Raw genomic sequence first — 26,054 nt, 5'->3', positions numbered from 1 at the left:
TACTTTTTAGGCGAACAACAAAACTATGAATACGAAAATTAAGTCTGCAATGGCCTCTCTATTACTTATGCCTTTTGCCTGTATCGCAGGGGAGTTCAATATAGAAAAAGATATCTTGTTCAAGACCGCAGGTGAAAGACAGATTAAGCTCGATCTTTATACCCCCTCGGCTGAAGTAAATACTCAATACCCGCTGTTGGTTTGGGTGCATGGTGGTGCATGGAAACGTGGGAGCAAAGATGCAATCCCAGAAAAGAATCCATTACTACTCCAATCTGTATTGAATGAGGGCTATGCGTTAGCGTCGGTTGATTATCGTTTGAGTGGGGAGGCGACCTTTCCTAAGCCTGTTCAAGACATCAATGATGCACTGAACTATCTGCACGATAATGCTGAAAAGCTCGGTATCAAAGCGGATAATCTTGTGATGATGGGACGCTCTGCGGGTGGCCATTTGGCGGGCTTTATCGGGGCAACTAACTCAGCATACGATCAAGTGGAATTCTATGAACCACCGAAATACAAGGTTTCTGCAGTGGTGAGTTTTTTCGGTCCTACTGATTTACTTGAGTTAGGCAACAAGGGGGGGAAGAAAACCAGCAAAAAGTCGTCAGTGTCTCGCTTTTTGGGGGATATCCCTAGCAACATTCCAGAGATTGCCAAGCAAGCATCAACGACGACCTATGTTAACGAAAACACGCCCCCATATATCCAACTGCACGGCACTTTGGATAAGCGAGTGCCGTTAGCTCAAAGTGAGATATTAAAAGCTAAGTTGGATGAATACAGAGTACCTAATCAATTGTTCATTGAGGAAGGTGTAGGGCATAGTGCTCCAGTCTTTGATACAGACAAGTACGTCCCGCATGTTTTGGACTTCTTGCAGCAATATTTTCCGAATTAACAGTCTCGAACGATAAGTTGCTTAATAAATTTTGACGGTTTTATACTAAGCCAATTGCAACAGCAATTGGCTTTTTCACATTCTTCTTTTGGAGTTCTTATTCCGATAATTGATGCGAGTCTCGTTTAGCTATAGGTAAAGGTTGAATCCTTAAAAGTCACTGTGTCTTTAACCCCAGAGACAACTCATGCAGTGCGGGAAGTCTACCGATTGCGTTATCGAATTATTCGGCCTTTTGTATTTGAGTTAATTGTGAGCGAGTCCTGTCACTCCAAACATGGAGTGACAGGACGGACAGCGCCCGCCACTACTACCTTCCGAGCCGATTCTCAGAATTACCAGCGAATGACACCGAAAAAAGCTGACGCTGAGAGCGTCACCAAATTTGAATACTCAGCACTCATCGCACACAATGAAATGGAATTAAATACGCAGCCATTGCTGCATAGCCTACTTGTAAAAGAAACCAATTAATTACCAGCGCATTCTTATCTCACTAGCCCAACGGGCTTCTGGGGATTAAGCAATTGCACATGGCTTACAGTCATTCAATTGTTCGGAATTTCTGACCGCACAGTAGTCTCACTCCATTACCTAGTTGCTTCATAGAAGTGATAGGCGTTCTGTCGAAATGAACGGGAGTAACAACACTAATCTGAAATCGCATTGATACCTAACTACTGCACCCGTGAAATAAGAACCTTCGAATGACAAGAGAAAGAGCCGACAACACACGGCTCTTTATTTTTCATTGAACAAGAAGAGGGTTAGCGCATGGCTACTAATTTCTATTTCCAAATTACCCGTTTACTACACCGAAACCCAGACGGCTCGAAAGCCACGCAAGCAGAGAGAAAGAAAGTGCTCAAGCTGGTGGACAGTCAACTGAAAGAGCTGAATGTACGAAACTTAGAGCTAAAGAATTTTGGCCGTCGACACGCCGTAAAGTTGTTAACTCATTGGCAATCGCAAGGCTTATCGACTGGTACAATAAAAAACCGAATGTCTCACCTAAGATGGCTATCAGAAAAAATTGGTAAGCCTGGGCTTATACCCGCTAACAATGCATCTCTAGGTATTGAAAAGCGCCACTACGTTACAAACATCAACCGGTCCCGCCACATATCAAATGAGCAGTTATCTAGGCTTAATAACCGCTATTTAGAAGCGAGTTTCAGATTACAGGCCGCCTTTGGTCTTCGCCGAGAAGAGTGCATGAAGATAATACTGCGCTTTTCGGATAAAGGTGATCACTTAGTCCTGACTAAAACAAAGGGCGCTAGACCCCGAGCCGTACCAATCAGAACCCAAGCACAGCGTGAACTCATCGACTCGATAAAAAAGTGGGTGGGGGATGATTCATTAATACCGAAAGCGGACACGTATAAAACTCATTTAGGTAGATATGAACGAGCGTGTATCAAGATGGGGCTAGAGCGTGCACATGGCCTAAGACATGCGTATGCGCACCAGCGATACCTTGAGTTGACGGGTAATAGCGCTCCTGCTGCGGGAGGCCCGTCAACGAAAGGGTTGAGTGGTGCAGACAAGCAGCGTGACTATGAAGCCAGAATGATCATTAGCGAAGAGTTAGGGCATAGTCGAGAGGAAGTGACAGCGGTTTATCTTGGGCGTTGAATTAGCGGTTAGACCCCAACAACTGATCTTAAAAGTGTTCTAGGTTAGAACACTTTTTGTCGTTTTTCGGAGGAGTAGAGTGTTCTAGGTTAGAACACTTTCTGTCTTTTTTAGGAGGAGCAAAATGTTCAAAGTCAGTACATTCTTAGCTGTTTATCCGAGTTTTGCTAACTTGTTCTTTTCCTAAACTGTACCAGCATTGATAGAAATACGAGTTCTCTAACTTCAGACTTGAACTACGAGAACCTAATAGTTAGAGCAAGAGGCTAGACCTGCCCCGAACTTTTCATTCGTTAAATGAAAACTTGCGCTCTTACCCCCTCTACTGGAAAGCTCTTGGGTCATGCATTCTTGAACGCGTAGCAATGAGGCTACGTATAAGAAAGGAATCCAATATGTCAGGATTTAAAGATGGTTATGAGCCAACTCAAGATGACTTAGACAACTACTCACGTCAGCTTGACCCAGAAAATGATGCCTACTGGCAATCTCGAGGTTACGAAGACCGCCCTGAAGATTGGGAGGATTTATCATGAGTAATAACACTCCTCCTAATGGTCCAAGTAAGACTGGTCGCCCGTCAGGAAAAGGCCGCGGAAATAATCCTCCGAGAAAATAACCTGCATTAGTCCAAAGCTGCCTAGTCAGGCAGCTTTTTCCACTTATCATAATGCCGTTTGTAATGTTCTGCGCTAAATACTTGCTCTAATAGTTCTTGTTTCTGAGGTTTCGATTGATCTGCGTTTACCATTTTCGCTATATATTTATCGATACCCAGAAAAATTACACCGTACAAAGATAAGTCGAGCGTATTAAGTAATTTAAGTTCACTAAAGAAACCATTGAGTTTTTCAATGGACGGCCTAGTTTTACCTTTACGCCAGTCTTTTAGGGTTTCTTTCTGAATATCTATAAGTAGGCGACCACTATCATTTGCCTCAAGATCCTCTTCGCCTTTTTCTTTTCCACTTCTAGTCACGGGTACCGCTTCGGCCAATTCAGTGTAGCTTTTGCCGCTGAACCATTTTAAGTATGAAATAAACCTATCAAAGTAAGTTGTCCCGTCTTGGGTGAAAACGTCATAGATAATACCTGACGAAGGCCATTTAGAGGCAGAACTAACACATATCCGCTGCTCTCGAAGATAACGTTCGTAATAATCAATAAGAGTATGATCCACAGTAGCTAGAAGCGATAAGTTAAAATCGTTGATGAAGAGGAGTAGAGCAGCCTCATCTTCAGGAACAAGTTTCCCGTGGTGAAGACCCTCCTTAAATATGTTAAAAACTGTTTCTTGTTCTAGAGTGATGAGACGTGTTTTAGGTAACACTAGCGAGTAGAGCTCGGCTATGAGCTCAAAATCTGGCGTGGATTTTTTACCTCTGTGTTTTCTTAAGATATCTAGCTGCGGCTGAATGTCCCTTTGGCGAGTTTTAATAAAGTTCTCAATGTAAGCCAAATTCAATTCTAACTCATTGCCTGTGGGATCCTGAGAGCATCGATATCCTTCTATAGCTTGTTCCCAATATATTCCCACGTCAGCTGCCATCAGCCTCCTTAATTTAAAAAGGTTAGGGAACCTTAGGTTTACCCTCCTAAGATAAGTAAGTACGTTTTCAGCCAATGTTGAGGCGGTCTTTAGGGAAACGCCCGTGTTACCAAGGTTGTCTAAACTTCGATCCGCGATGTTAACTTCTATATCCATCAACGGCGCGAACGTCTTTACTTTGTTCCTTACTGAAACATTCGCTCCCATAAACTCCGCAAATTCATCGGGACTTGGAAAAAAAGGATTATAGGATCTTAAAGGCTTTAGGCTTATTTTTTTCATGGCCAACTCTTTACTATCAACTAAGTATCAAGTTAGCTGCTGCTGGGGAAATAGTAAACAGGAACAATAGCAAACAATAGAAATAACGAGCACAGGTATGATGAATGCTATACCGAAATAGGATATGTATAAAACACACCTAGGTAAATAAGAACGAGCATGTATCAAGATGGGGTTAGATCGTGCACATGGCTTGAGTGGTGCAGACAAGCAGCGAGACTATGAAGCCAGAATGATCATCAGCGAAGAGTTAGGGTATAGTCGAGAGGAAGTGACTGCGGTTTATCTAGGGCGTTGAATTAGCTGTTAGATCCTAATAACCGATCTTAAAAGTGTTCTAGGTTAGAACACTTTTTGCCATTTTTCGGAGGAGCAAAATGTTCAAAGTCAGAACATTTTTAGCTGCTTATCCGAGTTTTGCAAACTTGTTCTCTTCCTAAAGTGTACCAGCGTTGATAGGAATAAGAGTCCTCTAACTTCAGCTTCTCTTTAGTATTAAAACTGTAGGGTAAAGGTGAAAAGATACGAAACATTTCGGATTAAGATGTTCTTAGAACTGCACGTAGCTTACGGTATCTTTATGAACTTAAGAAGTAAGCAAGTGTAGACAAACAGTATGATCTGAGGTCAGAAATGGCGTTGATGATATGCCGGGGAATAGGCAGTTTTACTGAGCCGTTTCCTTTGGAATAAGAAGCTTGGATAGCAGAAGGGTTACGCTCGATAGGGATAAATATGAGTTATTGATCATAAAGGTATATTTAGAGCTACGAGATATGAAAACATAGTGATATTATTGAGGGGAATAGAATAATATAACGATAGTTTCATGCTTTCCAAACAAGAAATCTGAGCACATTATCAATAGATAAAGTAACGAAAATTTCAGCAATGAAAGCTATCAGAAAGCCAATATTCCATAAAGATAACTAAATAATTATGCCAACGTCTAAAATTCTCAAATCTATAAAATACAAAAACTATAAAGCATTTAAAGGGCAACATACGATTGACCTAAAAAACTTAACTCTCCTTTTTGGTTATAACAATACGGGTAAAAGTGCTTTGGTCAGATCTTTTCCTCTACTAAGTGATAGTATGAAAGGTAACAAACCAAACTATTTCACTGTTAGTTTTTTGGATTATTCTAGTGAAAGTTTACGTGGGGGGGTGTTTGATAACGTTGTAACTAGTGGCGAGAGCCGGTTAGGTTTTGGGCTAGAATGGCATAACGGCGATTATTTGGAGTTTGAACTACAAAAACTTGGATCAGAAGCTGAAATGATGACGTCTTTATCGATCTCGACAGATAATCGACAGCTATCTTACATTCCATCAGTTGACTCAGAGGGAATGCTAGAAAATGTTAATGATAGCTCTGATGTCATTAACTTTCATGGTTTTAGATTGACTGAAGAGTTGACCTTTAACGAGTTAATCAGCCATTTTTCTAACTCTGTTCATTGGGTATCATCAACTCGCATACCACCTCAGCGCTTTTTTGAAGTGGGGGTGGGTGTACCCCTAAAGATAATGCCAAACGGTTCTGGGGTCGGGCCAGTAATTTGGCACCTTAATGAAAATAACTCTAATTCTATAGAAGATATAAATGGCTGGCTAAGAACGACATGCCAAAGAGAAATCTTTTTTGGCTCTTTATCTTCATCAGCCACTAGTGGTCGAATGAGAGTTGGTTTGGATACGGTTTCGATTTTAGAAGACTCTGGAGGTACTCACAGGGTTCCAATTTTGGATTCTGGTGAAGGGATCGCTCAAGCATTACCTGTAGTGGTGTTGGCTGCGATGGCTGCCAATGGTGAGTTGGGAGAAAGTCCTATTATTGTTGTAGAACAGCCAGAGTTACATCTTCATCCTCTTGCGAGCGTAGAGCTTGCAAACTTTATAATTAAGTGCATTCAAAAGAATTCGAGTATTAGGTTTATCCTTGAAACACACTCAGAAAGTTTCCTCCGAGCTTTACAAATTGCTATCTTGGATACTGAACTAAGTACAGAGAACTTTTCATGTTATTGGACTTCCAGAACTGAACAGGGCTCACTATTAGAGTCAATTTCTTTTGATAGTGAAGCATATCTATCTAGTGCGTGGCCCCAAGAGGTGTTTAGAGAAAGTCTAAACCAAGCTAAAAGGCTGGTTAGGTTGAGACAAGAAAAAGCTAAGCAGAGCCTAGATTCGTCATCAAAGCGAGGGGAATAAGGTGGTTTTTGATTTAGATGAGAGTATTTTTGTTGACAGAAACCACGCGGGGCTGATGTTGCTGCTGTATTCTGCCATTGATAATGCGGCATATCTAAAGTTCGATTTGGATTCTAAACGTATCAGCTCTTGGATAGCAGCTAATAACTCAGATGATTGGCAGATAGCGCATTCAAACTATATATGTGATTGCGCTACCTATAAATTGGTCAATGAAGTCAAAGTTACCTCTAAGATTACAACAAGTAACTGGGTGCTCAAAGTACCCGAGATAACATTAGATGATGCAAAGAAGTTAATAGCTATGCCTTTCCAGATTTGGCTAGAAAATGGTATCAATGATGGGCTATTCCTAAGGTTGGTTCTTTCGAAATCGAACTCTCTTTTGTTAAAGAAGCTAGAAGATGAGCAACGGGTTGAGCCAAAAACTTTGGGTGGCATTAGTGAGATGAAGAAGAACCTTAACAAAAAAACTACATCTCTTGGCTACCGGAACAAACGGTTTGTGTTTTGCGACAGTGACGCTCCTAGAAAAGGCTCCCTACAACCAGAAGCACGAAAGATTGTTGATACTTGTTTAGCGAACGGCATTCCTCATCATTGTTTAGAAAGACGTTCAATAGAAAATTATTTGCCCGTAGACTACTTGATATCAAAAATACACCCTAATGTACGAGCCAGGAGCTCTGATTTTAAGAAATACAATGCATTTAAAAAACTTACAGTAGAACAACAGCATCATTATCATATGAAAGTTGGAGTTATGGACTCTCCATTATCTAAATCAGGTTTGTATGACAGTGTAATGGATACCATTCTTTGCGAAGGCGACTTGTGGGAAGGTTTTTCAAGCAAGTATGCTGATAAGTTTTTACAAAATGAAAATGAATGGGGGGAAATCAGAAAGATCATGCGTGAACAGGATAGCTCCCGAGAGCTAAGTGATTTTGAATCTAAACTACTTGAACATATAAGGTTACCAGTATGAGTTTTAGCTACAACGCAGAGCCAAAAGTAGTTTTTCTTACTCAAGCTCTAAAAGAATTGCAAGATGGCGTCCTAAGAATTCCTAGGTTCCAAAGGGAACTTGTTTGGACTTGGTCTCAAAAGCATGACTTACTTTGTAGTGTTTTGGAAGGTTTACCGATCGGCGCTATGCTAGTTTGGCAAACTAGACAATCAGACATTAAATCACATGATAAAATAGGCCCTTTTTCGATTAATAATCAAGGGAACTCAGTATATAACTCATATTTGATGGATGGACTTCAGCGTTTAAGTACGCTTTTTGGTACTTTGCTATACAAGTCAGACGATATCGCAACTAACGAAGAGCTTGAAGAGTTTAACGTGTACTGTGATCTAAACGCTCGAGATAATGATAGTGTTTTTATTCTTTATCGTGATCTCGTTAAGATTGGAGCTAATTTAAATTCGGGACAATATATGCCTTTATCATGCATATTGGAGTCAACACGAAGTTTACTGAAGTTCCAACGGTCGATACCATTTGAAAATGAAGAGTGGATTGACAGATCAGATACCATAGCATCTGCATTCAAAAATTATAAGATTCCAATTGTCCCATTGGAGGCGGATGATCAAGCTGTTGTAACTAAGAGTTTCGAGAGGATCAATTCTCGTGGTACTCCTATGTCTGAAATTCATATGCTTAATGCTTTGAGTTACAAATCTGACTTCGACTTAATAGCACTTACTGAAGAGTATACGGAGCGTTACCTATCTCGCATGCCAGGTTGGAAAAATATCGATAATAGTATTCTTTTATCTGTGATTAAACTGAATTTAGGTTTAGATTTGTTTTTTAAAAATACAGATAAGCTAGCTAGCCTTCTAAATCAAGAAGTGATTGAACGGGCATATATTGGTATATTGAAGTTGGCTGAATTTTCAGAAAAACAGTTAGGTATTACATCTCCAGGTCAATTTCCTTATAAAGCACAGACTGTTGGGTTAGCATTTGCTTTCTCACGAGATACCTCTATACCTTTTGATGAGCTACAAGCATGGTACTATCTAACTAGCTACACTGGTGCTTTCGGTAACACTGCTCAAAATGTTAGTAATACAATAAAAGATCTTGCTAACTTCTTAGATACTGGCTCCTATAATTGGTCGCTGAATATAAAACCAGCAGTATCTATATGGTCTAAGAACACTCAGTTTAAAACTGCTCGAGTAAAAGTTTGGGCATCAGCTTTATGTCAGAAACGATATGAAGAGAATGTTAGCGTACGTGAAAAAGTACTAAAGGATTTGATGTCAAACAAGAAAAGTTTATTGAAACAACCGGATGATTTCCATTATCAAGGTCTTGAAAAATCTCTTAAAGCTAGAGCTGGATTCTATTTCATATCGGAGTCTTTAGCACCTGATATCCCCCAATTACACTTATTTGATAAGAGAGATAAGGAGCAACATTTCTTAAATGATGAGTTGATTGAGCTATGGAATGCTCGTGATTTCGAGGGCTTTGCGTCCAAGCGAGAGTTACTTATCTATAAATGGGAAGTGGAAAATATAGTAAAACCATCAGCCAGAATATTGAAGTTTGATGATGTGAAGTACGAAAAAGTTAGTTGAAACATTAATCACCTTAAGTGAGCTTGTTCTATTTGATAACTCAGTTTGCACCGTAATATAAACGTTGCAAGCTGGGCTTTATCTCTGGTCTGATAGAGTGTATTAGTTCCGAATAGATCTGACGCTTCAATTTGAAAAGAAGAGAGCTGCCCACTTTGATTAAAGGTACTGAATCCGAAATCAAAGATAATAAGAGGTAACTCTCAAACTTCATGCTAGCAATTCAATCATCAAATACAAAGTTGGGCTTCTCCTTAAGTGCCTTTTGCTCGGTAAAAGTCTTCTTATCCATTTCTGTAGCCTCACCAGTAACCGATTTAATCGAAAGTATAACACTGATGTAGGATTTACTCGGAAACCGTTTAGAGGCTCTTTGAGGCATTTTCAGACATGTTCTAGAGTAAAGAATAAAGTAGGGGAAGTAGGGCAGTGATTTGAGTCGTGGTGAAAATGGGTCTAAGATAGTTGAGAGAGAAACTACTGTATAAGTCCACTATTCGTCCACACTTAATCCACCCAAAAATGATGTGGTTACTGTGGGTTCATGTAAAGTGACTAAGTTTCAGTAAGTTGAAGAGAATTGAGAGCGTTTTTGAGCTATCAAAAACGGTGAAACCCCGATGTTGGTAGCATCGGGGTTTCGAATTTTTAGATGTCTCGGATGGTAAGGCCGATAATCTTTATGCAAAAGGTTGGATTTAATCCGAATTAATTCCTTGGTAGGGAATTAGATGCGGATGAAGTCCATGTGCTCAACTTTTGGCTTGTAAGCGTGACGTTGAACGTCTTGTGGCTTAACTTTAACTTCAGCGCCGTCGATCACTAGAACGATACCTTCGTAGAACTCAGGCTTGTCCATTTGGTTAACAACGTCATCGTGGTTAAGAACGATAGATACTGCTGCTTCTTCACCGCCGTATACAACTGCAGGGAATTTACCAGCGTGACGTAGGCGGCGGCTCGCACCTTTACCTAGTTCAGTACGTACTACTGCTTCAAATTTCATAGTATTACTCTCAAAAATTAAGATATTCATGTTCACACTAACAATGCGACCTTGTTAAGTGTGCTAAACGCTGAAAAGAAATTGGTAGTAACTCTTCAAGCGAGCGCGGATACTATCACTCAATCGTTTTTCTAGCAACTCAAAATCATCTAAATCGGCGATTTTAAGGGCAATTATAATCAATCGGTTAAGATTGATTCAACCAAGTCAAAATCAAGGTTCAAATTGCGCTCAAATCGTATGAACCGAATCTGAATAGAAACCTCACTATTGGTTAAGCCTTGCGACCTTATTCTGTATCTCAAGTTAACAAAACAACGTTATTCATTGAGAGAGGAACACACTATGGGACCAGTAAGCATTGTAGTTATTACGCTAAACGAAGAGAAGCGTATCGGTCGATTAATGGAAGATCTTAGTAAGCAGACTCACAAAGAGTTTGAAGTGATCCTTGTCGATTCAAACAGTGATGATGCAACGCGCGATGTTGCCGCCGCGTATGAGGCATCACTGCCAGCCCTTACTATCCATAAAATGGAAACAAGAGGTGTCAGCTTAGGCCGCAATACCGGAGCAAACCTTGCGAAGCACGAGCGTCTATTATTCCTTGATGCCGATGTTCAATTATCACCAAACTTTCTTGCTAACGCATTAAGCCAGTTAGAAGAAAAACAACTTGAAGTGGCGGGCGTATATATGGGTGCAAAAGATCTCGCACTAGTACATAAGCTTGGCTACGGCATGTTCAACTTGGGTTTATTCGTCACTCAGTTTGTTTTTCCTACCGCGGTAGGTGCGTGCATTTTCTCGACCAAGCGCGTACATCAGCAACTGAACGGTTTCGATGAACAAATCGTCCTTTGTGAAGATTGCGACTATGTGAAACGAGCGAGCAAAACATGGCGATTCCGCTTCTTGCCGCTGACTTTTGGCTTTGACCCAAGACGCTTAGATGAAGACGGTGCTTTCAAAATGGGGGCAACCTATCTTAAAGCAAACGTGCGACGTTTCTTCTTTGGCGAAATGCGTAACAACGAAATGGAATACAAGTTCGGTCACTACAAAGAGCAGCAATAACCGAGTAACCCAATATGTTTGAAGGATTCAGCTTATTTGTCGGGGCCTTGCTAGATGCGTTGATTGGCCCCAACTTGTTTGTACCGGGCGAGCCGTTCTTGTTCGCTGCGGGCTATCAACTCCAGCAAGGCATCATTACCGGAGTGATAGCGGTTTTACTCGGTGGTTTTATCGGCGATCAAGTGAGCTACTTTATCGGGCGAAGGCTAGGTAATCCCGCCCAGAGAAAACTGATTCGCTGTCAATCTAAAACACGTCGTCCAATTGCAAGGTGTCGACACTTGATGGCCAAAAAAGGTAACTATGTGCTGGCGTTTGCGCGTCTGCTTGGGCCCATCGCTTGGGTTGTGCCGTTTATTGCAGGCTCGCAAAAAATCAGTTGGGCACGATTTAGCCTGTATTCTACCATTGGTTTGTTTCTTGGCGTTGGTCAGTTTGTTGCTTGGGGCTATTTACTTGGTTATGGAATAGATAACTTCCCAATACTCAACGAAGCTAAAGTTTTTTTAGTTGAACACAAGGCTATCTTAATCGCTGTTGGTTCGAGTGTCGGCTTCTATCTTATCGGTAGAAAACTGCGTTGGCGTTTAATGTTTACCAAGTTCACTGCGCTCTTGTTGGCATCGGTATTGTACGCTAACTATGCCCACTTCTTTTTCTATTCTGATGACTTTACGACTAAAGAGGGTGTGTCTGAACAGAAAGCGGGGAATGAGTTGGTAACAATAAGCGAGCTGCCTCTCAAGGCGTATCCGGGGAAATCAGCCGTATTTGATGCTCAGGTTATCAACGTTGCGTATGTTGGTGAAGACCCGCGGACCTTAATGGCGGAGTTAGGTTGGATTGAGAACAAAACTTTCTCTAGAAATGATCTAGAGATAAGTGACTACGTTGAACTGCTTAAGCTGAATACTCCACCAGTTTCAGATCTGTTCTGGAATGGTGTGCCGCAAGAGTTAGCATTTCAGCTACCGGGCAATTTATTAAAACGCAGTCATATCCGTTGGTGGCAAGCTGGTGTGGATTCAAACACAAACCAAAACCTATGGGTAGGGGCGCTAAGCTACGATGATGGTCTTCAGATAACACCATATTCAGGTATTGTGACGATTCTGCATAGCATCGACCCTAATGTTGACCTTGAGCGAGACAAGTTTGCTGAACAAGTCATAAGTGCGACAGCTAATGTATCTATAGATATGGCCGCCTATCACCCACCGACCATTTTAGATGGCGAGCATGATTATTACACCGATGGTCGAGTACTGGTTATTAAGAGTGAGTTAGCTTCTCGGTCAGAAATATAATTATTGCCTACAAGTAAAATGCTGCCTAATTATGAGCAAAAGTTTGCTTGGTGGTGTTAGCTCGATTCAATAAACATAGGGGTTATAGGTAGAAAAGTCTTGGCATTAACTTTGCGATAACGCGTAGATTCACGAAATAAACTCAAGAGTCTGCGAGTTAAGCAAAGGAAGCGAAATGCCAACACTGAACTACCTAATTGAGATTGACGGGCTTGAAGATGAGTCTCTAGTCGTCCACGAATTTAACGGTTGCGAATCGCTTTCATCTGATGACCAAGAGTTGTGTATCGGCTACCGTTATGAGATTAATCTTGCTAGTCGTCGTCATGATCTTAGTGAAGATGACATCGTCGACAAAAATGTGCAGTTAAAGTTCTTTCGTAATGGTGTGTTGGAGCGAATTTTACATGGTGTGGTAAGAGAGTTTACGGCAGGAGATACAGGTCATCACCATACGTTCTACTCTTTAACTCTTGTCCCATCATTAGAACGCCTATCGCTAAGGCACAACAGCCGAATTTTCCAACATCAAACTTGCCCTGAGATCGTCTCTATCCTTCTTCAGGAAATGGGTATCAATGACTACTCATTTTCGCTAAAGAATCAGTATCAGCAACGTGAGTTTTGCGTGCAATATCGTGAAACAGACCTTGCGTTTATCAATCGATTACTAGCAGAAGAAGGGATTATTTATAGCTTCTACCATGAGCAAGGTAAGCACACAGTAGTTTTCTCAGATACGAATGAATCTCTACTAAAACTGGAAACTGCATTGCCTTACAACGCTTTAGCAGGTGGAGCGAATGATGAGCCGTGTATATCAAGCTTGCTAGAAACTAAACGCGTAGAAGTGAGTCGAGTTGAGCTTAGCGATTACAGCTTTAAAAAACCTTCATATCGATTGGTGCAAAAGAAGTTAGGGGTAGAACAAGAGTACCAAAACACTGAACACTATGAGTATTTTGATTCTCCTGGGCGCTACAAAGAAGATGTAGTGGGTGAACTGATTAGTCAGACAAGGATGGATTATTTGCGCCGAAATGCGCATTTCGCAACCGCGAAATCCAATGCAATAGCTCTACAAGCCGGATTGTGTTTCTCGATAGAAGAGCACATTGATGATGAAATAACAAAGGACTGGCAGGTCATTTCCATCAAAATACGTGGTACCCAGCCTCAAGCTTTAGAAGAAGAGGGAGGCAATGGTGCGACTACCTATCACAATGAACTTGTCCTCGTTCCCGCTAAATGCACTTGGCAATCAAAACCTCAAAACAAACCAACTGTCGACGGTTCTTCAATTGCAACCGTAGTAGGACCTAAAGGCGAAGAAATCTACTGTGATGAACATGGTAGGGTTAAGCTACATTTTCCATGGGATCGGTATTCTAGCGGAGACGAGCACAGCTCTTGTTGGGTAAGGGTTTCTCAAGGGTGGGCGGGTTCGCAGTACGGAATGATGGCGCTACCGAGAGTAGGGCAAGAAGTGATTGTCTCTTTCCTAAACGGTGATCCAGACCAACCAATTGTGACTGGTCGTTCCTACAATGCGAATAATACACTGCCGTACTCGCTTCCTGAAAACAAAACCAAAACAGTAATACGCAGCGAATCCTATCAGGGCTCAGGTTTCAACGAGTTGAGTTTTGAAGATCAAGTAGATAAAGAACAGATCTATTTGCACGCACAAAAAGATTTCAATGCTGAAGTAAAAAATGATTCTACGACTCATATCCGCCATGACCAGCACTCGATAGTTGAAAATAATCGATTCAAACAGGTTTTAGGTAGTGCCCATTCTACGATCGAAGGAGAAAGTCGAACCCAGATAAAGGGTACGACGAGCGAAGTTGTTGAAAGTAGTTCACAGCAACAAATCGGTACACTTTTCAGTGCAGATGCAGGGCGCGAAATTACCTTGAAAAGTGGCGCGAAAATAGTGGTCGAAGCAGGAGCTGAAATCACCCTAAAAGCTGGCGGAAGTTTCGTCAAAGTTGATGGAGGTGGTGTTCACCTCGTTGGCCCTGCCATAAATCTAAATGGCGGCGGTAGTGCGGGCAGGGGCAGCGACTACGCAGGGCAGCTTGCTGAATTACCAAAAGATGTAGAGTCTCCTCAAGCACCTGAGGTATCAAAAGCTGTTAGTTACCAAGCGCTACTGAAAGCAGAAGAAGCCAATGTCCCTGCAGTCAAACCTTGTCCCTTGGCAGGAGATGCCTGATGTTGAAGGAATGGTTTATTACTCAAGGTAAAGGGGCGGCGTTCTGGTTAGCTGATAGTAAAACCCACACAGAAGCCGTAAAAGAGTTCGGGTTTGGTTTTGAAGATTCGAGGCCTCTTTTTGAAGGCGAGATGTTTAGTTCTGTTAAAGATTTATCACCTTGGCTTATCCCTGTGACAGAAGAAGTATTGTTACTACAAGACGAAACACTTAATAGAGGTATCGGCATTCGAAGTGAACATGAATTCGAGGAAGTTGTAGAACATCTACAAAGTTTGCTCACGGCATCTCTCGAAGGTGAAGAAGTTCTATTTCGTTTTTACGACTCAAAAATTGTCCTACCAATGCTTAAAGCTATGGACGAGGGAGAGTTGGCAAGTTTTATGGGAAATATCAGTGAAATTGCCTTTTTTGACGATGAAATTAGAGTGTTTTCAAATACACCTAAACCAGACTTTAAGCCACAAAGCGAAGCTTGGTGGAAAATACAGCCTCATCATCTAGCTGAGCTATACAACATTAAAGCTCATGCCCATGCGATAGAAAGAAGATGGTGGGAGCTGTTTCCACAACTAATGGAAAAGCTAGATACGCCATCAGTCGTCCTAGTCGGAGCACTACAAAAAGGGATAGATGTTGGCTTTAAAATTGAAAAGTTAGAGTACGGTGCAATGGTTGAACTGGCCAAAATTACAGGTACTCACATTTCAGAGTTTTCTATTCCTTTCCACTTAACATTTGAAGAACTAAAAGAGCTAGAAGCCATTAAGGAGAGTTGGGTATGAGCAGCGCCACCGGAGCTAGCCCTTATTGCACTCCATGTGAGAAGAAAACACACTGGATTGAAGTACAAGTAAGGGATGAATTTAATAAACCGTTCCAAGGCGTTAGTGGTGTTCTCATTGATGGAGCTTGCAATGAGTACCCCATTACTTTGGGTGATTCCCCAATCCTTGTAGAAGATATCTGTCCAGGTGAAGTCACGCTGAAGCTAGACAGTAAGTCTTGGTTAATCGAATCTCAAGGGAACGAGCGCAAGCCAAACTCTGAAGGTAATCCTACTAAAGACTTTGCCAATGAATATCAAGGACATAAAAATTCCAAACCCACTTTCTTTGAGGTTACAGCAGGGGATCTAACTGAACTAACCGAAGATCAAGCATTACCTACACGCCACCAACAAGGAAAAGCCGATACATTTAAACTCGTCGCAGATAAGAGTTATGTACTTAAAGTAAAAGGCTTCAATTTTATTACTCTACGCGTAGGGATGTTTTTTGATGGGACAGGCAATAATACTTACAGCGCTCAATGGGGTAAGAGCCAGTTAGATAAGTATTATACGAAATGGCGCAACAAACATGCGGCTAATAAACATAAGGCTGTGACCGAGTGGCCTAGCGATATGTTCAAGTTTCCAGAAGATGAGAAGTTTCATTTCTTTTGGGAAGAAGATTTTGCAGTCGATGGAAGTGCTGCCAACGAGCTGACGAACATCCAGAAACTACATGATTTGTATTTGAGGGACGAATACTTGGAAGAAAGCCGAACATTTGTTCATCCCGAATACGTTACAGGTATTGGTACAGGCAATGACGTTGATAATACTAAGCCAGCAGATGAGTCCGTAGTTCCAGGGCAAGCATTCGGAACAGGTGATTATGGTGTAGTAGCAAAAGTTGAGACTGGAATAAGTGCACTGTGCGATAACCTCAATCAGATTCGTCAATCTCGTGCTTATGTGGAAGCTATGGCTGATGGTATATCCAAATTGGAACTCGATGTCTTTGGGTTTAGTAGAGGTGCAGCAGCGGCAAGGCATTTTACAAATGTCATAATAGATGGTGAAAAAGGCCTATTCGCAACTAAGTTTACTGAGGCATGTAAGTCCAATTCAATTGCTTTGAAATCGGGTTATGATTGGGATAGCAACGAATCGTGTTGTATAAAGTTTGTTGGTGTTTTTGACACTGTTGCTGCTATTTTTGACCCATTTAGCGGCGATTTTACTCCTCATAACGATGATAACGGTGACGTAAGGCTTTGGTTAGAGCCGAGTCGCATTGAAAACGTCGTCCATCTTACAGCGCATAAGAAGACCGAATATAGATATAACTTTTGCCTAAACAAGGTAAATACAAGCTGTAAGTTCAAAGAATATGTCGTCCCCGGAGCGCACTCTGATCTTGGAGGTGGCTACCAGTCTACGATAGCTTATGACACTGTCGGTGGTCAGACACAGGATAGATATTTGTTACCGCTCCTAGAAGTAAAACCAGTTAAAAGATTAAGGCGAGATGTTGGACGTTGGAACTACGATAAGGTGAAGGCGTCGCTAGATGAAAAATTCAAAGAAGTCATCGACCACGAAGTGTCTTTAGGTTGGAATAAAGATGATTATATTGTCGGCTATAGAACGGTTAATCAAGGACGTAATGATCAAACCTATTTGGAAGGTACTCTGCAGAAAAAACGCGTGGTAGAAGGGGACTTATCACGATTGTATCTTCGCGTTATGTTTGGGTTTGCTGAACATGCGAAAGTCCCCCTAGATGATAAACAAGGCGGGGTTTGGAATGAAGAAGGGGATAGCTATTACTCAGTACCGCAAACCGTTGGTAATTATGACTTTGGAAAGTTTTGCAAAAAAGCGTTATCTGCAGCCAAAAGTGGAGAGCTTTTAAGCGAGCTTGATGTTAGTAATATTGAAGATGTGAAAGATAGCTCTATCATGGTTAGCCTTATGAAAGCGAACTTAATTCACCATTCTTCAGATTGTTCTATCGCGAACAAACCACACGAGCATGGTGATACGTTTGTGCGAGAAATATTTGAATGCAAAAAGGAAAGCTAAGATGAAGCAATTAATAGCCACACTACTATTGGTAGTTCCGGTCGTTTCCAACGCATTCGCAAAAGTACCTAGTGTTCCTGAAGATATGCCTAAATGGCGCATTGGTTACGCCATGTCTTCACTTTATCCAGCAAAGGTGACGAAAGCTTATGGTGTTAACAATGATGCTGACTGGACCTCATTTGTTCACAACGATCTCCACTTTATTCGCAGGACGGAGCTAGATAGAGTTTTAGATAAGTTACCAAATTATAATGGTTTTGGAATTCCGTTGGGTTCGGCAGTAGGGGTTTTACCGCAAGTGGCTGGGACTCAAACACTGCCAGACAGCGTCTTTGTATATTGGGCATCGATAAGCAATACAAGATTCTTTGTGACTAAATTTGACTTAACTAAAGAGGTCAAAGCAGCGATGGTTACAAAACGGAAAATGACCACATGGGATGGCGCGATCCTAGACTGCTATCAAAGTGACATTGTTTTTGGATTCTTACCTAATGGAAACACTAAGGTTTGGTTAGATGGCTGTGGCGAGTATAAATATGTAACAGAACTAATGCCAGATGCTGAGCTTGAAGCAGACTCGCGTGGTAACAATGCCGAAATTTACAAAGCTAACTATAGCGCGAGAATTGCTGATAGAGCAGAGCAAGCCAACGTGATTTTAGACCCGATCCCATGGGACAAAGTTAACAAGGTTTATTCCAACTACGAAATCACCGAGTTAAATTAAACAACAGAGCTCAGCATTACGCTGGGCTCTTCCATTTTATGAATTTTAAGATATGGTTAAGGTAATAATATAAAGAATTCAGATTATTACCTATGTTGTTGATAAACAATAAATACATTCTTAACGCTTTAACGGGGACGTTAGAAGAGCGAGACAGTGGTATCAAAGTCGCTCTTGGCAGCAACGAAGTTGCTCTGTTGCAGTTTATGATTGAGCATCCTCATAAGCCACTCTCAAAGGCTCAGCTTCTCGATGAAATTTGGTACAAGAAAGGCGTGGTGGTAGAGGAAAGTAGCTTACTCCATGCGGTATCGACTTGTCGTAAAGCATTAGAAGACCGCGGTGGTGAAATTATTACCACAGTCCGCGGTGTCGGCTATCAGTTTAATGGCCATGTAGAAAGCTACCAACCGCAAGAAATCGATTCTCCGCTTATTACCCGAGAGTCGAGCCCCAGCGAACCAAAGCAGCTTAAACGCAATAATACGGCTTACCTCATTGCCTTTACACTTAGTGCGGCAGTCGGTTTTACGGCTTATAGTTGGTTGAGCACGCCATGGGTAGAGGCTGATTATCAAGAGAGCCGATATGTTGGCTGCGTTATCCCTCAACCTGGTAGTGACAAGTCACTAGTGATGAACAACGTTCGCGCTTTTACTTCTGAAAACCAAACCATCTTGGTCGATCAAGAGGGGAATTCAATCAGCTTTATTCCTTCTGAAGTGGAGGTGGATTGTGAATAAGAAAATTCTAGCGGCCAGTATTGCTTCAGGCTTATTTATTGGAGTTTTGGCTGGTGTAGTAAACTCGCCAACTATCGCTCAAGCGTTGCAAAGTGATACCAGTCTACTGGTTAAATCGGATGACAATACTCACATCATTAAGATGAAGTCGGCAATTAATCTCAAACGATCTGGTCAGTACGAGATGTTCTTTTTGACGGAGGGAGATGTCGGCTTTAACTCGGCGGGAGAATACCACTTTACCCGCTATGGGCTTTCACTGATGCCAACCACATCGGAACAAGTCCTGCCTTCTTCGCAAAAAGTATCTCTATTGGAAACGATGTTTTCACAGCGTGGCATGCATTCGTTAGAAGAGCTTAAAATGATTCCCTATTCGCAGGACCAAGTTATTTTGGTGGCTCCTAGGTACTCATACTTGTTTTCAAAGTACGCTGAATAACGTCATTAATCAGTTTTAAATCGCCGTAGTACTTTGCAAGGTGCTGCGGCTTTTTTGTATATAAATCATTTAAAATCAAAGGTTTGATTTTTCTTAAGGTTCGTTAAGGATTAATCATTCTCTGGCTGACAAAACGATAACTTTGTCAGAAAAATCTTAGGTATAACAAGCGACAACTTCCATCAATCAGAGTCGCACTATGAAAAATACTAAGACTTTATCCCTGTCTATTTTCTGTATTGGCACCACTATTATCGGTTCAACTGCTTTTGCAGAGACTATGGAAAGTGTCCCTGTTACCATCGAGATCGCGAAGCAACAAATGACCGCTTCTAGTATTGAAGAAGTCGGTAAGCTGAAAGCGACAGACTCCGCAGCATTAACATTTAGTGCTGGCGAAAAATTAAAGCAACTCAACTTCAATGACGGCGATGTGGTTAAGAAAGGGGAGCTCATTGCTCAACTTGATGACTCGCAAGCGAAAGCTGAATTAGACAAAGCAGAAAGCTCGTTGGCGCTCGCTGAATCAAAACTTGCTCGTGTTTTAGCTTTATTAAAGAAACAACCAGACTCAATGTCAGCTCAAGATGTTGAAGAGCTAAAGCAGCAAGCAAGTTTGGCAAAAGCGGATTTCAGTCAAAAGAAAACTGACCTACAAAACTACCAACTTGTTGCACCCTTTGACGGGCAACTCACTAACTTTACCCATTCAGTAGGAAGCCGCGTTGAAGCTGCGACAGCTTTGGTTAGCCTTATCAAGCTTGATCCGGTAGAAGTGCACTACTCAATTTCTCAGGCAGAGGTCGGCAAAGCTCAACTTGGTCAGCAAGTGTCGGTAAAAGTGGATGCTTATGGTGAAACAGAGTTTACCGGTACGGTCGACTATATTGCGCCTTTAGTTGATGAGAACTCAGGTCGAGTCGAGGTCCATGCTCACTTAGATAACAGTGATAACAAACTGGTACCAGGAATGTTCGCTAAGGTATCGCAAAGTGTCGGAGAGGCGTCAGATGATGTGGTGGTCTCTCAAACTGCAGTAGATACGTCAGGTGATCAGCGATTTGTTTGGGTTATTGAAGACAACAAAGCAACCAAGCGTTCAGTTGAGCTAGGGCAAAACACCAATGACGGCTACGTTGTGATCGTGTCTGGATTAAATGCTGGAGAGCGTGTTGTTGTCACTGGTCGTCAAAATCTACATCAAGATGTTCAAGTGGCTGTTCAGCAAACCAAGTCTCCCGTGACTTTGCCAGCGAGAACCTTACCGGCTCAGCCTGAGAAGAAAGAACAGCAGGTAAAGCCAGTTGCTGAAACGCCTAACAAAGAAGCAAGCAAAATCGCCGAGCCTAAAGCGGACAAGTCGACGGAGGTAACGAATGAAGCTGCCTGAAATATGTATCAAGCATCCGGTACTTGCTTCGGTGCTAAGTATCGCGATTGTGTTACTTGGTATCGTCTCTTACCAGAAACTGGCTATTCAGTACTTTCCTGAGCGTCAAACGGCCTCTGTCACGGTGAGCGCTTCAATCACAGGAGCGAGTGCTGAGTTCATGTCGCAAAACGTAGCGGAAGAACTTATTACTGCTGTTACTGGGTTAGACAAAATCAAAACGATGACAACCGACTGCCAAGAGGGAAGTTGTTCTTTAAAGATTCAATTCGAAGACGGCATTAGTGACGTTGAATACGCGAGTTTGATGAACAACCTGCGTAGCAAGGTAGATGGAATCTCTGATTTTCCGCCTGCGATGACAGACAAACCAACGGTGACAGATGACTCATCTGATACTTCAATGCCAAGTAACATCATTACGTTTGTCAATAATGGCTCGATGGACAAACAAGAGATGTTTGACTTCATCAATCAGCAAATCTCGCCACAGTTCAAGAATGTTCTAGGCGTTGGCGGAGTCTGGGGGCCTTATGGTGGTTCGAGCCGCGCAATTCGAGTGTGGTTGCAGCCAGAGCGCATGGCGGCACTGAATGTCAGTGCATCCGATGTGGTTGGAACGCTAAGCACCTATAACGCAACTTTTACTGCTGGTACGATTAAAGGCGAAGTGCGTGACTTCTCCATTAACCCAGTCAATCAAGTTACTACCATTGAAGATGTTCGCGATCTTGTACTGCGTGTTGATAATGGCAAAATCATTCGTGTTAGCGACATTGCTGACATCCAAATGGGTGAAGAAAGCCTAGAGCCAAGTATGCTTAACGTCGATGGCGACATGGCGATGTCTCTGCAAGTATTACCGCTTAAAACTGAAAACCCAGTGACGGTGGCTAATCGTGTTAAAGCGGCAATGGAAACGATGCAGATACCAGAAGGTATCGAGATGAAGATGGTCTACAATCAGGCCGACTTTATCGAAGAAGCGATCGATCAAGGTTTTATGACTTTAGTTGAAGCCATTGTATTGGTTTCCGCAATTGTCGTGCTCTTCCTTGGCTCGCTGCGTGTAGCGGCGATTCCCCTGATTACCATTCCTGTATGTGTGATTGGTGTATTTGCGGTTATGGCAATGCTTGGTTTCAGTATTAATGTATTGACCATTCTCGCGATCATCCTTGCGATCGGGTTGGTTGTCGATGATGCGATTGTCGTTGTAGAAAACTGTTACCGTCACATTGAAGAGGGATTATCCCCGTTTCAAGCAGCGCTGAAGAGCTGTAAAGAGATCGTATTCCCAGTTATCGCAATGACGTTAACACTTGCGGTGGTTTATCTTCCAATTGGTTTAATGTCTGGCTTAACTGCAGATCTGTTCAGGCAGTTTGCTTATACGCTTGCTGCATCTGTGATCATCTCAGGCTTTGTTGCGCTGACGTTATCTCCGATGATGAGCGCTTACATGCTCAAATCGGTGACAACGTCACCAAAGTGGTTCCAGTGGGTTGAAACCAAGTTAGATGCGATGACTGAAAAGTACATGCTGTATCTCAATGCTTGGTTCAAACGTCCGCGTATGGTGCTGGGTGGCACGGCTGCTCTGATTGTTTTATCAGGTGTTGCAGTATGGTTTATGCCAAAGGTTCTTTTGCCGACGGAAGATACAGGCTTTATTGAAGTCTCGTCTCATGGTCCAGCGGGCGCAGGTCGTCTCTATGATCTGGAAAATGCCGAACAGATAAACAATGTGTTCAAAGACAGTGATGCGATTGAAGCAAACCTAGCTTATATCGAGTCAGCGCCAACCAACCATGTTCTACTTAAATCTTGGGAAGAGCGTGACCAAAGTGCTGATGAGATCATTCAAGAGATGATGGCTAAAGCGGGTGAAACGGTTTCAGCCTATTCAACTTCTTTCTCTGTGCGCTCTGCGGATAACCTAGATGTAGCAAGCAATCTCGTTCTTGAATTGACCACAGTTAACCGTGATTTAGATGCGTTATCTGATACCGCAGAGAAAGTAGTAGAGCTGCTGGAAAACTATGAAGGTCTTTCGAATGTAGACAACTCGACACACCGAGATCAGCTACGTTTTGACCTCTCCATTGATCGTAATGCAATTGTGCTGTCAGGAGTAGACTACGGCAATGTCACTAGCGCTATTTCTACCTTCCTTGGTTCCGTAAAAGCAGCAGATTTACAGGCAGAAGATGGTTTTACATACCCAATTCAGGTGCAGGTAAACCGTCAGGCATTAGGTGATTTCAAAGTTCTAGATAAGCTGTACGTAAGCTCTGACTCGGGTCAAAGACTACCATTGTCTCAGTTTGTTTCGATTGAGCCAGTGACAGCGGAATCAAACATTAAGACTTATGGTGGTAAGGATGCAGCAGAAATTACAGCTGATCTAATGCCAGGTTTCAGTGCAAGTGATATTCAGGCTTACATAGATGCCGAGTTACCAAAACTGCTGAAAGTGGGCCAAAACTACGAATACAACGGTGTGGTTAAAGAGCTCAATGAATCTGAAGCAGGAATGCAGATCCTATTTGGCTTGGCACTGGTGTTCATCTTCTTGATTCTGGCTGCGCAGTTTGAAAGCTTTGTCGACCCGCTAATCATCTTAATTACCGTACCGCTATGTTTGGTTGGTGCAGTACTGACATTAAGTGTGTTTGGCCATAGCTTAAACCTGTATTCAAAGATTGGATTGTTGACCTTGGTAGGTCTAGTCACTAAGCACGGTATTTTGATTGTCGAGTTTGCCAACATTAAGCGTAAAGAGGGCTACAGTGCGATGACATCGGCTCTTATGAGTGCGAAATCTCGCTTACGTCCAATTCTAATGACTTCACTAACGATGATTATTGGTTCATTGCCACTTGCACTGGCGGATGGCCCAGGTTCATTAGGACGTACCAACATTGGCTTAGTTTTGGTTGGTGGCTTAACGGTGGGGACTTTCTTCTCGTTATTCATTGTGCCTATGGCGTATGTTGCGTTCGCTAAGGTGACTGAAAAATCGAAACGCTTTGAGCTAGCTACAGAGGGGTAAAGACGATGCTGCTAATCAACGGAACTCACATACTTGACGACACTGGCGGCTATATTCAAAGCCTTAAGAGCCAGATCCGTCACCCAATTGGTATCAATGAGATTTCATTGTTGACCTACATGTTCTCTCATAAAGGAAAAGTATTGAGTAAACATGAGCTTATGGAAGAAGTATGGCATAAACGTGGCATTGTCGTGGAGAGCAGCAGTTTGCTGCACTCCATATCCAGTTGTCGTCGCGGCTTAGAAGATCGCTCTGGTGAAATCATCCGCACAGAGCGTGGCGTGGGCTATGAATTTATCGGTACGGTTAAAAAGATAACATGCCTCTCTGAAGTTAAAGTTTCTCAGAATGAACCATTGGCAACCGAACAGAAGAAAACACCGCAGACTGATAAGCAGCGCAAGCTTTCCCCACCAAAAGTGGGTTCGTCAATCAGCTATAAAGCCGCCTCGGTGTTTGCTGCTGCGATTGTGATTGGCTTCTTTGGGACGATGCTAGCTAAAGAGCTACTGATCTCTAGCCAGTATGTTGCTAAAACTTATAACCAGTGCTGGTATGAGCCAACAAACAATGGCGAAAGAATCTATTACCAGAATCCAACGGTGTATCAGTTTGATGAGCTTAGCTTAATGCTTGATGAGCAAGGTCGTTCTGTCAGTTTCAGCAATCAAAGTGGGGTAGTGAATTGTGAATAAAGAAATTATCCTTGGCGCAGCGATATTGGGGTTAGGCGTTGGAGTCGGTATTGCCTTTAATACTGGTGATCAGCCAAACAGGCATTTTACGAGTAGCACGGTGGCACACATTCATATTGAAGAGCCATCAACTGTCTTCTCTACGTCTTTGCCAATGAGACTTGAACTGACATTAAATGAAAACAACACTTATGGCGTGTTTGCAATGTTACCGCAAAGCCAAGTTGGTTTTTCAGGCAAAGGGCAGTACAGCATGGACTCAGACGGAATATTGTTCATGCATGATACGCACACCCCACTTGACCTAGAGGGGGCGAAAGGAGGGGTGATTGAGCAACTGTTTGTTAGACCGGGTTCGTTTGATGGCCTAATGAACCTTATCGATATTGGTGATAAAGGCTCAATATTAGTCGGCAAGAAAGTGGCTTTACATTTGGAGTCATAAACATAGTTAAGAGAGAGCAGCGCCCTAGTGGCGCTGTTTTTGAATAGGGCTTAAGTTGGCGTTAAAAATCATAGCTTAAGCTCATCGTACTGTAGATTTCATCCGGTGATTGGTCTTCAGCAACGGTTGTGTTGTAGATGTACTCAACGTCGAAAACTAAAGACAGGTTCGCCATTAAGGTATTCTTGATGTATGCCTTAGTGTTGTAATGGGTGTTCTCTTCACCGTGTGCCACGTCAAAGGTTGCGCCCATTGAAAGCCTCTCCGAGAAAACAATAGAGCTATCGAGGGTAGAAGAAGCAATCACTTCATAATTCATTTGGTCTGGGCATTCAGAATCGAACGGCTGTCTTTGCGTGATACGATAACCAGGACCAAGAGAGATAGAGGTTTTTACGATGTCATTGTTAACCAAATAGACACCAATACCGCTCATTAATATCCACTGCTTACGGTAAGTACCATACAAGTCATTTTCAAATCGGCCAGCACCACGTACGAAGGTTTTCTCTGCAAAGTCATAGGTTGATCCCGCATTGACCGTATAGCGATTTGCTCCATCATCAGCATTGTCGGCGTCAGTATAGTAGCTTTCAAATGACGCCTTATGTAGCCAAGACTCTTGCTGATAATTGAGGTACAAAGCTGAATTTACAGAAAGAGAAGAACTGGTGTTTTCTGTATAGATAAAGCCAAGTTTGGTTTGCGCGGTGAAAGGCGACTCTTCAACGTTGGAGCTCTCCTCGTCTTGTGCAAAAGAAAGAGAGGGTAACAGCAGCAGGCTTAAAATCGATGATAAGGCCGATAAGGTAAAAGGGGCATTTTTCATTTGCTAACAGAGCTGACATGGTTTTTATTCGTCAGTCTATTATCGAATTCGATAACCTTA

General features: G+C 42.3%; 22 protein-coding genes and 1 pseudogene. 20 read left to right on the top strand and 3 right to left on the bottom strand.

Features of this window, described 5'->3' with window-relative positions:
- Window positions 1-25: 25 nt before the first annotated feature.
- The 4 genes from LYZ37_RS08300 (at window position 26) to LYZ37_RS08285 (ending at window position 3,078) form a co-directional block, all read left to right on the top strand.
- Complete coding sequence (locus LYZ37_RS08300; RefSeq protein WP_272785141.1) at window positions 26-904, top strand: alpha/beta hydrolase; 879 nt, start codon at window positions 26-28, stop codon at window positions 902-904.
- A 345-nt stretch (window positions 905-1,249) separates the two neighbouring features.
- Entirely contained in the window at window positions 1,250-1,378 is a 129-nt protein-coding gene (locus LYZ37_RS08295; RefSeq protein ID WP_272785140.1) for a hypothetical protein, read from the top strand.
- 300 nt (window positions 1,379-1,678) lie between these two features.
- Window positions 1,679-2,542 carry a phage integrase N-terminal domain-containing protein gene (locus LYZ37_RS08290; protein ID WP_272785139.1) on the top strand — a complete coding sequence of 288 codons (864 nt, stop codon included), beginning with the start codon at window positions 1,679-1,681 and terminating at the stop codon, window positions 2,540-2,542.
- Window positions 2,543-2,937: 395 nt separating this feature from the next.
- The gene (locus LYZ37_RS08285) at window positions 2,938-3,078 is read left to right on the top strand and encodes a hypothetical protein (protein WP_272785138.1); all 141 of its coding nucleotides are present in this window, start codon (window positions 2,938-2,940) and stop codon (window positions 3,076-3,078) included.
- Between the two features lie 104 nt (window positions 3,079-3,182).
- Here the strand turns inward: LYZ37_RS08285 and LYZ37_RS08280 are convergent, their stop codons facing one another.
- Window positions 3,183-4,373: a hypothetical protein gene (locus LYZ37_RS08280; protein WP_272785137.1), complete on the bottom strand. Its 1,191-nt coding sequence runs from the start codon at window positions 4,371-4,373 to the stop codon at window positions 3,183-3,185.
- Between the two features lie 151 nt (window positions 4,374-4,524).
- On the opposite strand from LYZ37_RS08280, the pseudogene LYZ37_RS08275 reads away from it, so the two are divergent.
- From LYZ37_RS08275 to LYZ37_RS08260, 4 genes and pseudogenes are all read left to right on the top strand, one after another.
- Window positions 4,525-4,671: pseudogene (locus LYZ37_RS08275) on the top strand (integrase); the annotation flags it as partial.
- A 641-nt stretch (window positions 4,672-5,312) separates the two neighbouring features.
- The gene (locus LYZ37_RS08270; RefSeq protein WP_272785135.1) at window positions 5,313-6,590 is read left to right on the top strand and encodes an AAA family ATPase; all 1,278 of its coding nucleotides are present in this window, start codon (window positions 5,313-5,315) and stop codon (window positions 6,588-6,590) included.
- A 1-nt stretch (window position 6,591) separates the two neighbouring features.
- Complete coding sequence (locus LYZ37_RS08265; protein WP_272785134.1) at window positions 6,592-7,578, top strand: hypothetical protein; 987 nt, start codon at window positions 6,592-6,594, stop codon at window positions 7,576-7,578.
- Complete coding sequence (locus LYZ37_RS08260) at window positions 7,575-9,194, top strand: DUF262 domain-containing protein (RefSeq protein WP_272785133.1); 1,620 nt, start codon at window positions 7,575-7,577, stop codon at window positions 9,192-9,194. Before LYZ37_RS08265 ends, LYZ37_RS08260 begins: the two co-directional genes overlap by 4 nt.
- 727 nt (window positions 9,195-9,921) lie before the next feature.
- Here LYZ37_RS08260 and rplY read toward each other — a convergent pair.
- A complete protein-coding gene (rplY, locus tag LYZ37_RS08255) occupies window positions 9,922-10,200 on the bottom strand; it encodes a 50S ribosomal protein L25 (protein WP_004746191.1) in 279 nt (92 codons plus the stop codon).
- Window positions 10,201-10,545: 345 nt separating this feature from the next.
- Between rplY and LYZ37_RS08250 the strand changes: the two genes are divergently transcribed.
- The 12 genes from LYZ37_RS08250 to LYZ37_RS08195 all read left to right on the top strand — a co-directional run bounded on the left by LYZ37_RS08250 (window position 10,546) and on the right by LYZ37_RS08195 (window position 25,165).
- Complete coding sequence (locus LYZ37_RS08250) at window positions 10,546-11,277, top strand: glycosyltransferase family 2 protein (protein ID WP_272785132.1); 732 nt, start codon at window positions 10,546-10,548, stop codon at window positions 11,275-11,277.
- Between the two features lie 14 nt (window positions 11,278-11,291).
- A complete protein-coding gene (locus LYZ37_RS08245; RefSeq protein ID WP_272785131.1) occupies window positions 11,292-12,584 on the top strand; it encodes an LssY C-terminal domain-containing protein in 1,293 nt (430 codons plus the stop codon).
- Between the two features lie 175 nt (window positions 12,585-12,759).
- Window positions 12,760-14,805 carry a type VI secretion system tip protein TssI/VgrG gene (gene tssI / locus LYZ37_RS08240; RefSeq protein ID WP_272785130.1) on the top strand — a complete coding sequence of 682 codons (2,046 nt, stop codon included), beginning with the start codon at window positions 12,760-12,762 and terminating at the stop codon, window positions 14,803-14,805.
- Window positions 14,805-15,590, top strand: a complete 786-nt coding sequence (locus tag LYZ37_RS08235) for a DUF4123 domain-containing protein (protein ID WP_272785129.1) — start codon at window positions 14,805-14,807, stop codon at window positions 15,588-15,590. The genes tssI and LYZ37_RS08235 overlap by 1 nt, the downstream gene beginning before the upstream one ends.
- Window positions 15,587-17,659: a phospholipase effector Tle1 domain-containing protein gene (locus LYZ37_RS08230; RefSeq protein WP_272785128.1), complete on the top strand. Its 2,073-nt coding sequence runs from the start codon at window positions 15,587-15,589 to the stop codon at window positions 17,657-17,659. Before LYZ37_RS08235 ends, LYZ37_RS08230 begins: the two co-directional genes overlap by 4 nt.
- Before the next feature lies 1 nt (window position 17,660).
- Entirely contained in the window at window positions 17,661-18,392 is a 732-nt protein-coding gene (locus LYZ37_RS08225) for a DUF2931 family protein (protein ID WP_272785127.1), read from the top strand.
- A gap of 92 nt (window positions 18,393-18,484) precedes the next feature.
- Complete coding sequence (locus tag LYZ37_RS08220) at window positions 18,485-19,135, top strand: winged helix-turn-helix domain-containing protein (protein WP_272785126.1); 651 nt, start codon at window positions 18,485-18,487, stop codon at window positions 19,133-19,135.
- Window positions 19,128-19,577, top strand: a complete 450-nt coding sequence (locus LYZ37_RS08215) for a hypothetical protein (RefSeq protein WP_272785125.1) — start codon at window positions 19,128-19,130, stop codon at window positions 19,575-19,577. Before LYZ37_RS08220 ends, LYZ37_RS08215 begins: the two co-directional genes overlap by 8 nt.
- A 199-nt stretch (window positions 19,578-19,776) precedes the next feature.
- Window positions 19,777-20,967 carry an efflux RND transporter periplasmic adaptor subunit gene (locus LYZ37_RS08210; protein ID WP_272785124.1) on the top strand — a complete coding sequence of 397 codons (1,191 nt, stop codon included), beginning with the start codon at window positions 19,777-19,779 and terminating at the stop codon, window positions 20,965-20,967.
- A complete protein-coding gene (locus LYZ37_RS08205; protein WP_272785123.1) occupies window positions 20,954-24,022 on the top strand; it encodes an efflux RND transporter permease subunit in 3,069 nt (1,022 codons plus the stop codon). The genes LYZ37_RS08210 and LYZ37_RS08205 overlap by 14 nt, the downstream gene beginning before the upstream one ends.
- Window positions 24,023-24,027: 5 nt before the next feature.
- Window positions 24,028-24,720, top strand: a complete 693-nt coding sequence (locus LYZ37_RS08200) for a winged helix-turn-helix domain-containing protein (RefSeq protein WP_239825694.1) — start codon at window positions 24,028-24,030, stop codon at window positions 24,718-24,720.
- A complete protein-coding gene (locus LYZ37_RS08195; protein ID WP_004748771.1) occupies window positions 24,713-25,165 on the top strand; it encodes a hypothetical protein in 453 nt (150 codons plus the stop codon). Before LYZ37_RS08200 ends, LYZ37_RS08195 begins: the two co-directional genes overlap by 8 nt.
- A gap of 61 nt (window positions 25,166-25,226) precedes the next feature.
- On the opposite strand, the gene LYZ37_RS08190 is transcribed toward LYZ37_RS08195, so the two are convergent.
- Window positions 25,227-25,994 carry a DUF481 domain-containing protein gene (locus LYZ37_RS08190; RefSeq protein WP_272785122.1) on the bottom strand — a complete coding sequence of 256 codons (768 nt, stop codon included), beginning with the start codon at window positions 25,992-25,994 and terminating at the stop codon, window positions 25,227-25,229.
- Window positions 25,995-26,054 lie beyond the last annotated feature (60 nt).

Source organism: Vibrio tubiashii, assembly GCF_028551255.1.
In the GTDB taxonomy this organism is placed as follows: Bacteria; Pseudomonadota; Gammaproteobacteria; order Enterobacterales; family Vibrionaceae; genus Vibrio; species Vibrio tubiashii_B.
Note: the sequence above shows the minus strand (reverse complement) of the source record. Positions and strands in the feature narration are given on the sequence as shown.

Excerpts from the sequence above, each read along its gene's own strand:
- LYZ37_RS08230 (WP_272785128.1), top strand. The coding sequence starts at position 15,587 with ATGAGCAGCGCCACCGGAGCTAGCCCTTATTGCACTCCATGTGAGAAG.
- LYZ37_RS08285 (WP_272785138.1), top strand. The coding sequence starts at position 2,938 with ATGTCAGGATTTAAAGATGGTTATGAGCCAACTCAAGATGACTTAGAC.
- tssI (WP_272785130.1), top strand. The coding sequence starts at position 12,760 with ATGCCAACACTGAACTACCTAATTGAGATTGACGGGCTTGAAGATGAG.
- LYZ37_RS08290 (WP_272785139.1), top strand. The coding sequence starts at position 1,679 with ATGGCTACTAATTTCTATTTCCAAATTACCCGTTTACTACACCGAAAC.
- LYZ37_RS08300 (WP_272785141.1), top strand. The coding sequence starts at position 26 with ATGAATACGAAAATTAAGTCTGCAATGGCCTCTCTATTACTTATGCCT.
- LYZ37_RS08200 (WP_239825694.1), top strand. The coding sequence starts at position 24,028 with ATGCTGCTAATCAACGGAACTCACATACTTGACGACACTGGCGGCTAT.
- LYZ37_RS08295 (WP_272785140.1), top strand. The coding sequence starts at position 1,250 with ATGACACCGAAAAAAGCTGACGCTGAGAGCGTCACCAAATTTGAATAC.
- LYZ37_RS08245 (WP_272785131.1), top strand. The coding sequence starts at position 11,292 with ATGTTTGAAGGATTCAGCTTATTTGTCGGGGCCTTGCTAGATGCGTTG.
- LYZ37_RS08220 (WP_272785126.1), top strand. The coding sequence starts at position 18,485 with ATGTTGTTGATAAACAATAAATACATTCTTAACGCTTTAACGGGGACG.
- LYZ37_RS08280 (WP_272785137.1), bottom strand. The coding sequence starts at position 4,373 with ATGAAAAAAATAAGCCTAAAGCCTTTAAGATCCTATAATCCTTTTTTT.
- LYZ37_RS08225 (WP_272785127.1), top strand. The coding sequence starts at position 17,661 with ATGAAGCAATTAATAGCCACACTACTATTGGTAGTTCCGGTCGTTTCC.
- LYZ37_RS08235 (WP_272785129.1), top strand. The coding sequence starts at position 14,805 with ATGTTGAAGGAATGGTTTATTACTCAAGGTAAAGGGGCGGCGTTCTGG.
- rplY (WP_004746191.1), bottom strand. The coding sequence starts at position 10,200 with ATGAAATTTGAAGCAGTAGTACGTACTGAACTAGGTAAAGGTGCGAGC.
- LYZ37_RS08210 (WP_272785124.1), top strand. The coding sequence starts at position 19,777 with ATGAAAAATACTAAGACTTTATCCCTGTCTATTTTCTGTATTGGCACC.
- LYZ37_RS08205 (WP_272785123.1), top strand. The coding sequence starts at position 20,954 with ATGAAGCTGCCTGAAATATGTATCAAGCATCCGGTACTTGCTTCGGTG.
- LYZ37_RS08270 (WP_272785135.1), top strand. The coding sequence starts at position 5,313 with ATGCCAACGTCTAAAATTCTCAAATCTATAAAATACAAAAACTATAAA.
- LYZ37_RS08260 (WP_272785133.1), top strand. The coding sequence starts at position 7,575 with ATGAGTTTTAGCTACAACGCAGAGCCAAAAGTAGTTTTTCTTACTCAA.
- LYZ37_RS08190 (WP_272785122.1), bottom strand. The coding sequence starts at position 25,994 with ATGAAAAATGCCCCTTTTACCTTATCGGCCTTATCATCGATTTTAAGC.
- LYZ37_RS08250 (WP_272785132.1), top strand. The coding sequence starts at position 10,546 with ATGGGACCAGTAAGCATTGTAGTTATTACGCTAAACGAAGAGAAGCGT.